Source organism: uncultured Brachybacterium sp., assembly GCF_947500705.1.
Classification (GTDB): Bacteria; Actinomycetota; Actinomycetes; order Actinomycetales; family Dermabacteraceae; genus Brachybacterium.
Genome location: NZ_CANMSY010000008.1, coordinates 1 through 14,275, shown reverse-complemented (window position 1 = coordinate 14,275; position 14,275 = coordinate 1). Strand labels below are relative to the sequence as shown.

15 protein-coding genes are annotated in these 14,275 nt (G+C 61.9%); 2 read left to right on the top strand and 13 right to left on the bottom strand.

Annotation, left to right across the window (positions count from 1 at the left end; translation table 11 throughout):
• Window positions 1–155: 155 nt before the first annotated feature.
• Window positions 156–902 (bottom strand): SOS response-associated peptidase, encoded by a 747-nt coding sequence (locus Q0937_RS13415; RefSeq protein ID WP_299304485.1) that lies wholly within the window; start codon window positions 900–902, stop codon window positions 156–158.
• A 1-nt stretch (window position 903) separates the two neighbouring features.
• Window positions 904–2,070 carry a YihY/virulence factor BrkB family protein gene (locus Q0937_RS13410; RefSeq protein WP_299304484.1) on the bottom strand — a complete coding sequence of 389 codons (1,167 nt, stop codon included), beginning with the start codon at window positions 2,068–2,070 and terminating at the stop codon, window positions 904–906.
• Between the two features lie 194 nt (window positions 2,071–2,264).
• Between Q0937_RS13410 and Q0937_RS13405 the strand changes: the two genes are divergently transcribed.
• On the top strand, window positions 2,265–2,543 hold the full coding sequence (locus Q0937_RS13405) for a hypothetical protein (protein WP_299304483.1): 279 nt from the start codon (window positions 2,265–2,267) through the stop codon (window positions 2,541–2,543).
• Window positions 2,544–2,648: 105 nt separating this feature from the next.
• Here the strand turns inward: Q0937_RS13405 and Q0937_RS13400 are convergent, their stop codons facing one another.
• The 7 genes from Q0937_RS13400 to Q0937_RS13370 all read right to left on the bottom strand — a co-directional run bounded on the left by Q0937_RS13400 (window position 2,649) and on the right by Q0937_RS13370 (window position 10,872).
• The gene (locus Q0937_RS13400) at window positions 2,649–5,618 is read right to left on the bottom strand and encodes a type III restriction-modification system endonuclease (protein WP_299304481.1); all 2,970 of its coding nucleotides are present in this window, start codon (window positions 5,616–5,618) and stop codon (window positions 2,649–2,651) included.
• 1 nt (window position 5,619) lies between these two features.
• Window positions 5,620–7,620 (bottom strand): site-specific DNA-methyltransferase, encoded by a 2,001-nt coding sequence (locus Q0937_RS13395; RefSeq protein ID WP_299304479.1) that lies wholly within the window; start codon window positions 7,618–7,620, stop codon window positions 5,620–5,622.
• 96 nt (window positions 7,621–7,716) lie between these two features.
• Window positions 7,717–7,962, bottom strand: a complete 246-nt coding sequence (locus Q0937_RS13390) for a hypothetical protein (protein WP_299304478.1) — start codon at window positions 7,960–7,962, stop codon at window positions 7,717–7,719.
• A 45-nt stretch (window positions 7,963–8,007) separates the two neighbouring features.
• Window positions 8,008–8,670, bottom strand: a complete 663-nt coding sequence (locus tag Q0937_RS13385) for a hypothetical protein (protein WP_299304477.1) — start codon at window positions 8,668–8,670, stop codon at window positions 8,008–8,010.
• On the bottom strand, window positions 8,667–8,867 hold the full coding sequence (locus Q0937_RS13380) for a hypothetical protein (protein ID WP_299304476.1): 201 nt from the start codon (window positions 8,865–8,867) through the stop codon (window positions 8,667–8,669). Before Q0937_RS13380 ends, Q0937_RS13385 begins: the two co-directional genes overlap by 4 nt.
• A gap of 95 nt (window positions 8,868–8,962) precedes the next feature.
• On the bottom strand, window positions 8,963–9,751 hold the full coding sequence (locus tag Q0937_RS13375) for a hypothetical protein (protein WP_299304475.1): 789 nt from the start codon (window positions 9,749–9,751) through the stop codon (window positions 8,963–8,965).
• Between the two features lie 134 nt (window positions 9,752–9,885).
• Complete coding sequence (locus Q0937_RS13370) at window positions 9,886–10,872, bottom strand: site-specific integrase (protein ID WP_299304474.1); 987 nt, start codon at window positions 10,870–10,872, stop codon at window positions 9,886–9,888.
• A 172-nt stretch (window positions 10,873–11,044) separates the two neighbouring features.
• Here Q0937_RS13370 and Q0937_RS13365 point away from each other — a divergent pair, with 172 nt between their 5' ends.
• Complete coding sequence (locus tag Q0937_RS13365; RefSeq protein WP_299304472.1) at window positions 11,045–11,389, top strand: hypothetical protein; 345 nt, start codon at window positions 11,045–11,047, stop codon at window positions 11,387–11,389.
• Window positions 11,390–11,472: 83 nt separating this feature from the next.
• Here the strand turns inward: Q0937_RS13365 and Q0937_RS13360 are convergent, their stop codons facing one another.
• From Q0937_RS13360 to Q0937_RS13345, 4 genes are all read right to left on the bottom strand, one after another.
• Window positions 11,473–12,492, bottom strand: a complete 1,020-nt coding sequence (locus Q0937_RS13360; protein ID WP_299304471.1) for a hypothetical protein — start codon at window positions 12,490–12,492, stop codon at window positions 11,473–11,475.
• Between the two features lie 45 nt (window positions 12,493–12,537).
• A complete protein-coding gene (locus tag Q0937_RS13355) occupies window positions 12,538–13,572 on the bottom strand; it encodes a DUF4062 domain-containing protein (RefSeq protein WP_299304469.1) in 1,035 nt (344 codons plus the stop codon).
• A 112-nt stretch (window positions 13,573–13,684) separates the two neighbouring features.
• Window positions 13,685–13,846 (bottom strand): hypothetical protein, encoded by a 162-nt coding sequence (locus Q0937_RS13350; protein WP_299304468.1) that lies wholly within the window; start codon window positions 13,844–13,846, stop codon window positions 13,685–13,687.
• Between the two features lie 62 nt (window positions 13,847–13,908).
• Window positions 13,909–14,211 carry a hypothetical protein gene (locus Q0937_RS13345; protein WP_299304466.1) on the bottom strand — a complete coding sequence of 101 codons (303 nt, stop codon included), beginning with the start codon at window positions 14,209–14,211 and terminating at the stop codon, window positions 13,909–13,911.
• Between the last annotated feature and the right edge of the window lie 64 nt (window positions 14,212–14,275).

Here is a 14,275-nt window from a genome sequence, read left to right as displayed (position 1 = left end):
GCCCCGAGGGTACGGGCGCTGCCGTGCCCGGCGCGTCAGACCGCGGGCGGATCTGTCCCTGCGGTCGTCGCACCTGAGGTGAACTTGCGGGAGGTGGGCGAAGCGGATCGCCGTGCCGTGCCGGGCGGAGCGGGACGGTGGCGCGTGGGCGGTGCTCAGAGCAGGGTCTGCGGCGGGTCCAGCAGGTCGGGACCCTCGTTGCCGACCTTGCCGACCCCGGGATCCACCTCGCGAAGGGCGAGAGTTGCATCGTCCAGCAGGTGGGTGTCGTCCAGGATCCATTCCTGGGCGGCGTGACGGTCGTCCATCGACGTGTCGAGCCAGGGATCGAGCTGATCGCGCGGCAGCATCACCGGGGTGCGGTCGTGGATCTCGGCGAGCTCCCCGGTCGCCTCCCGCGTGATGATGGTGGCGCTGAGCAGGAATCGGCCGTCCTCGCTCGCGGCGGGGCCCTCATGGGATCCCGGACCCTTCCACCAGGAGATCAGGGCCGCCATGTACAGCGGCGAGCCATCTGCGGGCGCGATGAAGTACGGCTGCTTCCGGGCACCCTTCTCTCCGCGCACCCATTCGTAGTAGCCGTCCATCGGGATGATCGCTCGGTATCGGCTCAGGCTCCCGCGGAAGCTCGGCTTCTCCGCCAGGGTCTCGCGCCGGGCGTTGAAGGTGCGCGAGGAGAACGATGCCTCCTTCGCGAACGGGGGCAGCAGGCCCCAGCGTGCCACTCGCAGTGCCCGCAGCACCTCGCCGGTCTCCTTGTCGATCGATTCGGTGACCACGTGGATCGGAGCGGTGGGAGGGATGTTCCAGCGGCTGCGCAGGTGCGGATCGGTGAGGTCCACGGCGCCCAGGTCGTCCACCAGCGGTTCGATCTCCTGGAAGAAGGCGAAGCGCCCGCACATCTCAGGCGTCCTTCGAGGGCGCACCAGAGCGGTCGGCGTCGGTGTCGGGATCGACGGTGGGCACGCCGTGGCGCGGAGTGAGGCGAGCGCCCTCGCCGGTGTACGCCTCCGAATCGTGGTGGAGGTTCTGCAGCCTGATGTCGCGCCCCTCATCGATGATCTTCTCCTGCTTGGCCTCTGCCTTCTCCGCGCCGGCGGTCTCGCGCATGGGCAGGGCGAGGGAGTCCTCGGCGGGCTTGCCGGCCGCGAGCTCGCGGGCGCGCTCGTACTCGGCGTCGACCTCCGCACCCATGATGATCACGATGTTGATGATCCACAGCGCGAACAGCACCGCCATGATGCCGCCGATGGCGCCGTAGCTGGAGTAGCCGGCGACAGTGCTCATGTAGATCGACAGCGCCACCGCGGCCACGGCGATGCCGAGGATCGCGAACACCCCGCCGGGGGAGATGAAGCGGAAGGGCTTCTTGATGTTGGGTGCGCCCCAGTACAGGAGTGAGATCAGCGCGAAGGCGATCACCAGGATCACCGGCCATTTGGCCCACGCCCAGATCGGCAGGAACGAGCCCAGGAGGAAGGTCAGCACGCCCTGCGCGCCGATGCTGGAGGCGATCGGGCCCAGCAGGCTCTGCACGATCGCCTCGTTCAGGAGCAAGGAGATCATCACCAGCAGGATCCCGAGGATCATCCCGATCGTGAGCAGCAGCATGGTGCCGGTCATACGGATCAGGCCACGGCCCTCGGGCACCTCGTAGATGTGGTTCGCGACCCGCCCGTAGGCCTTGATGTAGGCGGAGGCGGACCACAGGGCGGTGGCGATACCGATGATGAGGGCGACCGTGCCACCGGTCGAGGAGCCCAGCAGTGAGTCGAGCGTGGAGTCGACGGCTCCACCGACCTCCAACCCGCTGCCGCCTGCCCCGGAGGAGATCGCATCCTTGATGAGCTGGGCGATCTGATCCTTGATCCCGGACAGCAGCAGCGTGGCCAGCGAGAACAGGGCCAGCAGCGTGGGGGCGATCGAGAGCACCATGAAGTAGGTGAGCTTCGCGGCCTGGTCCGTGCCGCCATCGCGGGTGAACTCTGAGAGCACACGCTTGGCCATGTACTTCACGGTGGTGCCGGACATCGAAGGGGCGTCGTCGCCCTTGGATGCGGAGTCGGCCATGGGGAGCTCCTGGGATCGGTTGACTCGCGGACAGTTGTCATCCTGCCATGAGCGGGAGCAGGGAGAGTTGTCCACAATCACTGAGAGTGACGAGCGGTGGCGGCTGGTTCCCCCTACAGTGGCGGAGACGACGCGACGTGCGTCACCTCACAACTGTGGGGGCAACCGGTCGGTCGGAGCCGGGAGGGGAATGGATGGACGCCGCCACCATCATCGAGAGCGAATCGCGTGAGCTGATACGCCGTCGCGGGCTCGATGTGCACGCCGATCAGCTGGAACCCTTCATCCGTGAGGTGATCTCCGACTACGATCGGCGCGCCTCCTCAGGCGAGGTCCCGGTGCTGCGCGATGACGACGACGCGATGGTCGCGACGATCGCGGCCCGGATCGGCGGCTTCGGCCCACTGCAGGAGATGCTCGATGACCCGGGCATCGAGGAGATCTGGCTGAACTCGCCCTCGCGCACTGGATAACTTATCTTCAGATGAGCGCGTCGCGTAGCCGGTCGACTGCTCAGCAGACAACACCCAGCGCAGGGAGAAAAATCCCCCCGCGCCGGGTGTTGCAGCAGCAGAAGATCAAGCGAGCAATTGCTTGATCATCCCCGCGATGTCATCGCGCTTGACCTGCGGCTTGAACGTGACACTGAACCTCTCGGAGCTCATCGACTCGAAGAATCGCTCCGCTGCTTTCATTCGTAGTTGCTCGCTCTCGCGCATGTCTGAGCGCTTCTCGACGTCCTTGGTCTCGACGACGAAGTTGAGGGACAGCTTCCCGTCATCGCGCTTGAGCACGTACATAAAGTCGGGGCTGGTCGTGCCACCGAAGTAAAGCGGGATCCTGATGGACTTCCGCGGGATCTTCCCGTACACCACGATCTCGTCGAGTTTCGAGTCCCGGATCGTGTCGTGCTCCTTTGGGGAGTCGTACACGAAGGCGTCGTAGAGGAACTTGTCCGGGACAGTGGCCTTGTCATCGCGGTGGATCCCGATATTTCCCTGGACGATATTCTTGAGCGGAACGCCGTCGATGTCGGTGAGCGAGGTGCCGCCCGCCAAACCGTCGATGCGCGAGTAAGAGAATCGCTCAAGGAACGTCTGCTCCATCCACTGGGTGAATTGGGCGACGAATTCGCCGAGCGTTGTCTTGTTGAAGAAGTTGGTCGGGAGCTTCTTCTTCGCGTTCCATCGCACGAGTCCCGCATGTACGCGGTCGATCGGCAATGCGGTTTGTGCATGGACGAGCTTGAGCCACTCGCCGTATGCGATCGTCTCGGTCGCGTCGTAGGTGTTCTTTGTCTCTGTGTGGACTTCGAGAACGGATTCTTCGCTCTGAACAATGACGTCCTGCCTGAAACGCCCTATCATCGGCCGGTAGACATCGGCCTCGAGCACCGTGTCGATGCACGAGTCGATCTCCTCCTCAGAGAGGTCGTCGAGCCGGAGGTAGTATTTCGCGTTGATCGTCTCCCAGAGCTCCTTGAGCTCCGCGTACCGATCGGAACGGATCCCAACCTTGACCTTCTGATCACCCTTCACGATCTTGTCGGGCTTCAGGCCGGTCGCGTTAAAGGCTGGATACTCCGCGTACAGATCGTCCTCACGGCCCGGCATGACGTTCTTGTCCGTGTCGATCAAGCCAGCCTGCAACAGCTCGATAAAGAGATCGGCCTCGGTCTTGCCGAGCTGAGCGGCGACCTTAGGCAAGAGGTCCTTGACCAGAGCAGGTCCGGTGGCAGCATCGGAATTGATTTCGGAGACCAGAGAATCCGCGAAGGAACGTTCGGTGTAGTCGATCAAATATGTGAGGTAGAACTGTTCGCCGGACAGGCGGGAGCCCTTGGAGTCGACTGGCAGGCGGAGGCCGCGGCCGACCTCCTGGAGCTTTGAGATCTCAGAGCCGGAAGAGCGCAACTTAACGATCTGGAAGACGTTGGGGTTGTCCCAGCCCTCGCGGAGTGTCCATTTCGAGAAGAGGAAACGCCGTGTGTTTACGGTGCCGTCAGCGCCGTTGAAGGAAAGCATCGCTTCCTTATTTCGAAGAATGTCGTCGACCTCAGCAGTGATAGCTTCGTCGGTGGTCGAGTTGTCGGCCGCGAAGTAGCCGCCATTCGTCGCGGGGACGTCGGCGAGCGATGCCTTGAGGTAGGCGACGTACTCCTGTGCAACAGGCGAGTCGTCATCCTTGCGTTTCTCGATCTCGGCCACAAGCCTCATGGCGAGCAACTCTTCAAAGCGCAGTCGTAGGTGACCGCTGGTGTCGTCTCCGCCGCGGTAGGACTCGATCGAATCAATGAAGAACAGCGTCAGCGTCTTCACCTTGCTCGCCCGCCGGAAGTTCTCCCATTCGACCTCGAAGTGATTCTTCAGGGCCTGGTCCATCATCAAGCTCTGGTAGGTATCCGAGTAGACTTTTGCGGCTAGGGTGTCGCCGGTCGCTAGAACCTGATCGTTAGAGAGCGTCACGCCGGATTTGATGGCCGGGTGCTCGGTCTTGCCGATCGACTCGACTGTGATGCCAGCGAAGCCCCCATCAGCAATCGAGAGCGACTCACCGAGGTCGAGAGTCAGCGACTTGCCCGTGTCCAGGTTCTGGAAGGTCGCCTGCTTGGGCTTGCGCGCGGACAGGCTTGTCAGCTTCAGCCGAGTGGTCTCGCCAGTCGCGTCCACGGGGTACTGGATCTGGACGCCCTTGACGAGCTGCTCGTTGAAGGCCTCGACAGCTCCGAGGTTGAAGACGAGGTTGTTGTAGTCCGTCTTGCTGCTCTTTTCGAGCTTAGGGAACGTCGCGCCGAAGCGGAAGATCGCCAGCGGCTGGATCTCATCAACGATCGCCTCGTAGGCCTTGTTCTCACGGCGGAACCGGTGTGGCTCGTCCATGATCACGATGGGACGGGTGGCCCGCAAGGCCTCGTAGGGGACACTGGCGGTGCCAAGGACAGTTTGGTCGTAGTTAATGGCCATCGTCTTCTGCGACTGCAGCATCCCCTCAGTCATCAGGAGTGCAGAAATACGCCCACGCGAAAGACGCGACCCGTGCGCGAAGCTCGCAATGGCACTGGGGAACATCTTCCGTCGCTTGGGACGCTTCTGTGCGTCGAGCACGTCAAGCTGGAGGCTGAGCCGACCACCGTAAGCGTCGGCGAAGTACTTGTGGGCGTAGTCCGATTGCATGAAGGCCTTGGTGCCTTCTTTGATCGGCGTCGAGGGCACCAGGACAATGAACTTAGTGAAGCCGTAGAGCCGGTTGAGTTCGTACATCAGTTGCGTGTACACCAGCGTCTTGCCGGTACCGGTCTCCATCTTTGCGTCGACGCCGAGGATGCCGTCATCGATGCGGCCACGCCAGGGTCGAGGGATCGCGTCGATGCCGTCGATGACGCCGGACTGGATCTCGGCAATATTGTGCGCGATCTGCGGGTCGGAAGGGTCGAATCCGATATTGGCTTCGGGTCGGGTGCTGGGATCGAGCTCAACCTTGTCGAAGACTTGCGTCAGGGCCGTGAGAGCGCGCTGTTGGTGTTCGAGGGTCCGCAGGCGGATCTGCATGTCAGAACCGCTCAATCACGGAGACGGTGCGCCCCGACTTGAGCGACTTCAGGTTCTGCTTCAGCTCGTGCATGACGGAGAACGTCACCGAGTACCCGAAGATCACCAGACGATTCAGGTCCAACTCATTCTGCTCAAGCCCGGTCACGAGTATGCGCAAATCTTCGCTCGTTAAGCCAGGCTGAATGACGTAGCCCGAGTCACCACATGTGCGGAGCTCGTATTGGTCGAGCTGGACGGTCTGCACGTCTGGGGTTAGTCCGAATCCGTCCTGGACCAGCCACGTCGACAATGCGACCTCGCTGCCGGGCGTTCCGTTGAGGTCGAATTTCGAGACAAAGTCCCCGGAGATGAGTGCGTCGTTCGCGCTTGGATCAAAGGAGTGGAGCTCATCCAACGTTTTCTCACTGGGCTCCTCAAGGCGGAACAAGCGGAAGCCGTAATCGATCGCCGCCTTTGCCTGTACGCGGATTTTTTCAGCCGCGGACTTGATACGCAGTCGACCAAGCTGGTCGATGGTATTGAAGCCTGCCTCCGCCGCTTGAGAGTCGGCCGAAACCTTCTCGGGCCATTGGACTGAGATGTGGCGGCGCGTCCCGGCGTCCTCCGAATTCAACTGCATAACGGCATGCGCAGTGGTCGCCGACCCCGAGAAGAAGTCGAGGATCAGAGCGTCATTGGGCGCGAACGACGCCAAGTACTTGATTAGCGGCACGGGCTTCGGGTACGGGAAGGGACAGCCCATCTCAGCGAGGGCGTTGCCGGCCGTCTCGACCGTCCCAAGGTTCATAAGTACGGTCAGGATGTGCTGCTGGTTAGTACGCCGAACCTTGACGTTGTCGATGGCTCCGGTGTTTGTTAGCTCGAATGTCGTGTCTTGCCCTTTGGAGTCGACAACCGGGGCGTACCCGCCAGTAATGAAGCTCCGTAGCAGGCTTCCGTTAGCCCATCCGGTTCGCGCGGTCACCCGGTTCGTGAGCTTTCCGCCTGCGATCACCAAATCCTCGTCATAATTGGGGAACTTATCGCTTCTCGCGGGGATGACGCCTTTCTCGAAGCCCGCGGGGAATCCTGGCTCAAGAACGATCCCAGAGACCGGATTCTTGGGGCCATTCTTGACGACGGAGTTCCGGATCTCGCTATTGAATAGCTTGCTCTCGTTAGACAGGTTCGGATCCTTCACCCCCGCGATGTACATGTCCTGCGCGCTCTTTGCGTACATGTGCACGTACTCGTGGTTGATCTTGACGGTCGCCTGATTGTCGAGGTTGCCGTCGGTTCGCCACGCGAAGCTGGCGACAAAGTTTTGCTCACCAAAAATCTCATCACAGAGCGACCTCAGGTTCGCTTGCTCGTTGTCGTCGATGCTGATGAAGATCACGCCGTCATCCGCCAGGAGCTGCTTGGCTAGCTCTAGACGTGGGTACATGAACGTCAGCCAGGCAGAGTGTGAAGACTTACCCTGTAGATCGACTACCCTCTTCGCTTCATCCTCACCTAGACCGATCTTGTCGACCAGTTGCCGCGCGTTGAACCCAAAACTATCGCTGTAGACGAAGCCGTCGGACCCTGTGTTGTAGGGAGGGTCGATGTAGATGCACTTCACCTGATTTGAGTATGAGCCGAGAAGGTGTTTGAGTGCGTCGAGGTTGTCGCCGACGATGTATAGGTTCTCGGACTCAGCATTCTGGTCTTCGGTGTTGTGCTCGAGGTCCGGGACTACAACGGTATTAGTCTTCGTTGACGTCAGATACTTCGCAAATGACTTCCCGAGGAAGCGCATTTCGTAGCCCTCGTGCGAGAGGTCCACCTCTCCGACTCGCAGGGATTCCTGCAGTCGGTCGATCATAAAAGAGCCGTTTTTGTCGAAGTACTCTGGGAGCAGTGACCGAATTCGTGCGACTTCGGAATCTGTGGGGCCAACGGTCTCGTTGTGCTCCTGAGCGTCTCTAATCAACAGCGTTCTCCTCGGATGTGTCTGCTCGATGGGTATCGTCGGCAAGACGAGCCGGCGGATTCCTCGCGCCGGCTCGTACGTCGCTCAGCCTACCTCGGGCATCGAGAGCACGAAGGGCTGAGTTCCGCGCGTCGGGGCTATCTACTCGTCCCCGTCCTCGCTGAGGATCAGAGGCGTGAAGCCGCCCAACGCAACCGGCGACGCGCACATCATGCAGACCGGCAGGCCGAACTCCACACACTTCAGGAGCTCGTCGCGGTCGTGACCCGTGTTCCAGTCGCCAGTGACTTCGTCATGGCCCGGCAGCACTCCGCAGTAAGGGATCAGGTCGAGAGCCGGCCCCCGCTGATACAGGTGGTGGACTACGTCTCCGGTCACAGTGCTCATGCTGAGTATCTTGCCACCGGCCTCCGACAGGGCGCGTAGCCAGCCTCAGCGAGACTTTGCAGCAGCTGCCGCTGAGTACACCTGCACCAGGATCGGCTCCAGCGCGCTGATCGCTTCCAGCTCCTGGTCGGCTGAGGGCTTGTCGCCCAGCTCCTGCTTGACCTCATCGAGTAGATCGCTGTACTCGTGCAGCCGGGGCTGGTCTCCATGTGCCGTCTCCAGCGCCGCCTCGAAGCCGTGGAGGTAGGCCAGCGCCCGGTCGAACCTCACGGGGTTGCCGATGAAAATGCCGGGCCTCTTGACGAACGCCTGGGCCTGCTCTTCGGGGGTTGCCCTGCCTCCGACGATGTACGGCTCGCCTCCGACGTCGAGATGCGCGTCGTCGAACCGGGCCTCGAGCTCCTGGGCTTCCAGAACTGCGGCCCGAACGTGCTCGGCCCGGTCGTCGATGAAGTGCTGGCAGGAAGCACGGCAAGCCGCTGGGTCGTCGATCCTCAAGATCGCGTGGACCTTGGCCTTGCCGATGCGGATGTCGCGGGAGAACCCACGCCTGGTGCGCACCTCGATGTAAACCTCGTCATCGCCAGACGCCTCATGGGATGCCAGCTGGATCGTGGCCGGTGCGTCCTCGGGGATCGGTCGGCTGGCAGCAGCGATCGCAGCGTGGCCGATGTTGCTCGCGCTGATCGTGAACAGCTCGCCGATCATCGCTTGTCCTCGAAAGGGTCAATCACGCTGTGCACTCCGTGCTCGGGGCAGACGAAAGCGATTCGCACGCCGAGGCCGTCGATGGCTGTCGGTTCGGGGTAGCAGTCACCGCCGCACTGGGAGCACGTGCGGTAGCTGTCGTCTGTGGGGACCCGAACTTCCGCGCCACCCGGGCCGTTGAGCTTGTCGTAGTCCATGGATATGACTCTACGAGGTGCGGCCTTTGTGGTCCTGCACGCGTGCGAAAGCGGCCGCGCCGACGATGCCGACGCGGCCGCAAGCGGTGACAAGGTCAGTGCGACGACTCGACCCAGCCCATTCCGGAGTTGCCAGTCTCGTGCATCCACTCCTTGCCGCACTCCGCGCAGCGGTAGTCCTGTTCGTCGGCGACCATGCTCCCGCTGAAATGTCGGATGTCTCCGACCGGCTTGAGGCGTGCATGCGGCGCGATTTTGCGCCCTGCCGTGCCGGTATCAACTAGCTTCCAGCAGTCGTCGCACATCGCCTCCTTCACGAGCTTCACGATCTCTGGTGTCACTCGGAAGAGGTGCGCCTGGCGGTAGCCGGAGCCCTCGATGTAGTCGGCCTCCATCGGGAACTCGGCGTACTCGGGGAGGCTGCCGCGCTCGATGAGCTCGGAGGTGACCGTCCGCAGGGGCTTCGTCCAGTTCTTCAGCTGCCGTTTGGGGTCGTAGCCCCCAATCCGGAAGATCTCCTCGCGACTGACCTCGCCGCCGTTTCTGATTGCCTGGTTGAACGCCTCGAGCTGCACCACGTTGCCGCGGCGTCTGAGGTTCTCGCGGAGCACCAAGACGAGATCCAGCGTCCATCCGGTGGATGGTGCGTCTCGCCAGGACTCATCCTCCGGCCCGCGCTCTGCCGGCCCGGCCACTGTTCGCATCGAGCGGATCGTCTCCAGCAGCTGCGCCACTTGCGCGGGCGCGAGGTCTCTGATGTCGAGGGTGAGTGAATCTGTCATATCCTCTTCCTTGTATCGGCCTCCCCGACGAGTTGCAGCTTCAATGTCACGCGTCAGGGAGGCTGGTCTGTATCCGCAGGTTGCGAGTACAACAGAGAACATAGCACGACTATCGTCAATAGTTGCGTCTACTCCTGTTTAACACTTGTGGGCTGTGCCCTTGAAGCGGCGGCAGCGCGAGGGCACGTGCCTCGGTGTACGCATACTTGCGAGTGGCTTCAGCCCCTGGCGGGCGCTCAGAGCCCCAGGTCCTTCGCGGTCGTGTCCTTCAGCGCCTGCGACGGGCGTACGTACTTCGCCAGCGTCTCCAGTCGTACATGCCGTGTCGTGCGGGCGATGCGCGCAGCGTCAACGCCGTGCTCGGCGGCGGTTGTCGCATGCCCTGCGCGCAGCGAGTGCCCTGAGATCGGCAAGCCGCCCAGGCCTGCCAACTCCGCACGCGCCTTGACGATCTGGTCGATGGACTCACCTGTCAGCGCACTGACCTTGATCGGCACCGTGTTGTGTCGTGTGACCCTGCAGAAGATCGGGCCGCTGTCGATCCCAAGGAGGTCGAGCCAGGCGTAGAGCGCGGTGATCGGGCACGTCTCCTTGTTCGTTCCCCAGGTGACGCCGACCTGTTGGCCCTGCTTGGTCTGGTCGCCCTTCGACTCCCTGATGGTCAGAGCTACGCCATCGCGCATCCGGTTGATGTCGGAGACCTCAAGTGCCGCCAACTCCGAGCGTCGCATCGCCCCTGCGAAGCCGAGCAGCAGCACAGCTCTGTCGCGCGCCCCGCGTACTCCGTCTTTGTCGCAGGTGGCCACCATGCGCTGCAGCTCCAGCACAGTCAGGGCGTGCGCCTGCTTTGTTGACGCCACGCCCAGTCGGCGGGTCAGGCCGGCCCGTACGCGGCGCACTCCAGCCGAAGCTGTCGGATCATCGAGGCCTGCGTCCTCGTGGTACGCCCTGATCGCGGCTGCCATCCCGTTGATCGTGGACAGGGACTTCCCATCCTCGACCAGTTGAGTGAGGTACGCCGCGACGTGTGCGCCGTCGGCCGGCAGCGGTGGGCGGTTGGTCGCCTGGCACCACCGGCTCCAGGTGTGCCACTTGCTCGCGTAGGCGCGCCTTGTCGACGCGGCACGCGAATCAGCTAGGGCCGCGACAACCCGCGCGGTCTCCTCTTCGGTGAGGGGTGCGCCGACGAGGTCCGTGCTCGCCGTTTCCAATTCTTTAGTCATGGTTCAATTCTATGCTTCAACTTGTGATAATTGAAACCGCGAGAAGGAACATTTCAACGAGTTTAATGATAAAATTGAAGTACGCCGAAGCCCTCCTTGATGGCTTAATCAGACACCCGAGGTGTCCGGCGCTGTTTTGCGCCAGGGCACCTTCTCATCAGGAAGGCCCACCGTGACCCAAAACATCAAGAAGTCAGCGATCCAGGACACCGATCTCTACGTCGTTGGAAAGGTCGTATTGCAGAGCAGTGGTATCTGGGGCCAACTGGTCCTTGAGCTGGTCGATGGTGAGCTGACCGCTCTCCTGCACCGGAACAAGGGTGAACTACCCAAGGGCCTCAGGGGCAAGACCGTCGAAGTCGTCGGCTACAAAGGCAACCACGACACGTTGCGGGTACGCGAGGTGCGCCCGGTTGCTGCGAGTAGTCCTCGGACCTCGGGTGATTGGCGGCTCGCCTTCATCAATCAAGTGGCCGGTAGCGCGCACCTCGCGAAGTTCCCTGCCTACCTGTCGTAGATCAGCACAGAGCAAGGCCCCGGCTGCACCTGCAGTCGGGGTTTTTCTGTTGTGACTAATTCCAGGACATCTGAAAATGCTGCTCAGCGCATGCGGTCAGCCAGCTGGTCGAAGAAATCGGCGACCATCTTGTCTGCGCCAGGCTTCATCAGCTCGGCTCCGCCAAACCGGTAGACCTCGTAGCCGGCAAGCCTGAGTCGGCGGTCCTCAGCGACCATCTCGCTGTAGAGGGCAGGGCTCGCGATGTTGTCCTTCGAGTAGTGCTGCTTCCCATCGACCTCGAGGACGACGCGATGGCTGCTGGAGAACAGGAGGAGGAAGTCCATTCGCTGGCGCGCGAGTGGGCGGCTGCTCTGCCCGGCGGTCCGCCGAGCCAGTTGAGTCGCCGGATCAAAGTGCAGGTACACCTGCGGGATCAACGCGGGGATGTCGAATCCGCGGTCCTTGTAGCGAGCCGCATAAGCATCGAAGACGCGTAGCTCTACAGGGTTCTCATCCAGGGATGCACGCAGGCGCTCGTGCAGATGCAGTCCGACATCTCGCGCTGGGACCGCGTCAGCAAAGCCCTCGTGTGCTCGCCACCACTCAATCAACTTGGTGTAAGTCAGCCCATCAGCAGGTATCGGCTGGTCATACACAAGACAGAACTCGCCGTTGCGGGTGATCTCGATGTCGTTGTTGACGGCGTCGCGCAGGACCAGCTCTGGCTTGGGGCCGTTGGCGGCGAAGATCAAATTCTTGGCCGGTGTCCCGACGCCCCCGCCGCGGTCGTACTCGGCAAGCAATGCACCCAGCTCCGTGAGGGTAGCGTCGCTCAGATCCAGATCTTTCACGATCTGTCGAGCGAGAGCCACGAGCCGGGAGAGATCCCAGTCTTCGGTGTAGCCATCGATGAGGTCAGCCTTGTAATAGGCCTCACTCGGATGGCTGTCCGTTTTTGTCCACGGTAGCCGAAGTTCCTCGGCCAGCACTGTCTCGAGATTGCGTCGAGTGTAGGTCTTGAGGGCCTCTTTGATAGCGGTCCGGAAGGTCCGCGAAGACGCTTTGACAGGAACTCTGGTCGCATCGGAAAGAACTGTGCCGAAGAAGTTGGATCCGCTCACCACACCAGTGTCCCTGTCTCTGACGACAGCCGCTCGGCCCTAGCTCTACTTGATGACGCTGCTCGGCACGGCACGCAGAGAAACCAGGTAGTCGTCTCCCGCCTGGGTAAGCTTCCAGTACACCGCTTTGTCGCTTACCGTGCGCTTCTTCGTGCCGGTGGTGATCAGGCGCAGTGCCCGCAGCTGGACGATGATGGATCCCCAGGATTTGTCCGAAATTTCTGCCGATTCACGGGACGTGGCCCTTGTCCAATTGTCCGGATCGTTCTGAATTTCGCTGAGCAGGTGGTTGTTGAAAGTTTTGCGGAGCGCAGGCTCAGGGGCCTCATCGATCATAAACGGGCCGAGAACCTCCATGACTTCGTCCCATGTATGTGTGAGGTCTCCTAGTTCGTCTACGCTTCCGTGCCCCATGTCGTACCCCTTGTGCCTTAGGGCGAGCTCGATCTCTTCTTGACCATGGGCGAACGCGTCGTCGATCTGCGTAGAGGTCGCTACGGAACTCTCGACTTCCTTCTTCTCGAACAGGGCGATCTTCGCTTTGAGCTCGGCGATCTCGGCGCGGGTCTCGGGCGTCATCGCCTGGTCACCGCGCACCCAGCCCGGCTGGGGGTTGTTCTTGATCAGATGCATGAGGCCTCGGGTGACCTTCGAGCCGAGGTCCTCAGCGTTCGACCAGTCACGTGTCATTTTGAGCTGAACCTTCTTGCGGAACTCGGCGAGCTTCGTTGCTGCACCGTCGTTGCGGTCGGTCTTACCTACGGCGATCGCGTCAGGCTCGGCCGGCACGAACCCCATGACGGGGATGCCGAGTTCGATCGCGTAGTCGTATTCCTTCTCGGTGTAGCTGACGCCCTCCTCGGTGACCGATCCGTACCGGCCGCCGAGGATCACCAGGTAGTAGTCGCTTTGCTCGATGACACCCTTGATCAGGGTCCACTGGTCTGTGTTCCCCGCAGGGAACAGCTCCATCCCAGCGGGTAGGCAGTCCATCTCGAGCAGCGCTTGCATGACCTCGCGGCGCTCGTCGATGAGGTCGGTGAAGGTTGAGCTGATGAATACCTGGTAGCGACGATCCATGCCTCGAATGCTAGCCGGGCACGCGGACAACCCGGACTGGCCGACGTCCGCCGGTGACTACTTGGTGCACGACGAGACCCCAGCTGCATCTGCAACCGGGGTCTCGCTTCTCCTACTCGCTCTGTACGTCGTCATCGACCAAGGGGCTGAGCAATGACTCCATGACTTCCTGCACCACGGGTCGCACGGCTTCTTCCTTCTCTGCGTCGGTGCAGCTGGTCAGTCCCAGCAGTGCTACTCCCAGCAGAGCCAGCACTGCCATCCGCTTCTTCATGTCCTCAATCCGTCAATTGGGAGAAGACCCCGACATTGCTGCCGAGGTCTTCGTCCTTCGTCCTAGCCCAGCTCGATGGTGGTGCTGCCGGTGCTCGGTTTGGTGTCCTCCGACGTCACCGGTTCATCCAGCGCACCGTCGCTGAATGGATCCTCGGTAGTCGAGGGAGTAGGCGTCGCACTGACGTACGGATCGGCCGGCTCAGAGGGTTCGATCAGCTTGTTCCCCGAGGTCGGCTCAGCCGACGTGCAGTCCGCATCGAACTGCTCCTGCAGGGCCGTGCCCTGGGTGCCGTCCGCGCTGAAGAAGTTCTTGTCTCCCACCCGCACGATCTGTCCGTCGGAGAGCAGTTGGGACTGCCGCACGAACAGGTGACAGTTGGGGTGTCAGGCCGCGAGGCTCACGGCCGGGTTCATGATGGTCTCGTAT

What these genes read in the sequence shown, in the direction of transcription:
- Q0937_RS13415 (WP_299304485.1), bottom strand. Translation starts at nt 902, where the DNA reads ATGTGCGGGCGCTTCGCCTTCTTCCAGGAGATCGAACCGCTGGTGGAC.
- Q0937_RS13410 (WP_299304484.1), bottom strand. Translation starts at nt 2,070, where the DNA reads ATGGCCGACTCCGCATCCAAGGGCGACGACGCCCCTTCGATGTCCGGC.
- Q0937_RS13405 (WP_299304483.1), top strand. Translation starts at nt 2,265, where the DNA reads ATGGACGCCGCCACCATCATCGAGAGCGAATCGCGTGAGCTGATACGC.
- Q0937_RS13400 (WP_299304481.1), bottom strand. Translation starts at nt 5,618, where the DNA reads ATGCAGATCCGCCTGCGGACCCTCGAACACCAACAGCGCGCTCTCACG.
- Q0937_RS13390 (WP_299304478.1), bottom strand. Translation starts at nt 7,962, where the DNA reads ATGAGCACTGTGACCGGAGACGTAGTCCACCACCTGTATCAGCGGGGG.
- Q0937_RS13385 (WP_299304477.1), bottom strand. Translation starts at nt 8,670, where the DNA reads ATGATCGGCGAGCTGTTCACGATCAGCGCGAGCAACATCGGCCACGCT.
- Q0937_RS13380 (WP_299304476.1), bottom strand. Translation starts at nt 8,867, where the DNA reads ATGGACTACGACAAGCTCAACGGCCCGGGTGGCGCGGAAGTTCGGGTC.
- Q0937_RS13375 (WP_299304475.1), bottom strand. Translation starts at nt 9,751, where the DNA reads ATGTTCTCTGTTGTACTCGCAACCTGCGGATACAGACCAGCCTCCCTG.
- Q0937_RS13370 (WP_299304474.1), bottom strand. Translation starts at nt 10,872, where the DNA reads ATGACTAAAGAATTGGAAACGGCGAGCACGGACCTCGTCGGCGCACCC.
- Q0937_RS13355 (WP_299304469.1), bottom strand. Translation starts at nt 13,572, where the DNA reads ATGGATCGTCGCTACCAGGTATTCATCAGCTCAACCTTCACCGACCTC.
- Q0937_RS13350 (WP_299304468.1), bottom strand. Translation starts at nt 13,846, where the DNA reads ATGAAGAAGCGGATGGCAGTGCTGGCTCTGCTGGGAGTAGCACTGCTG.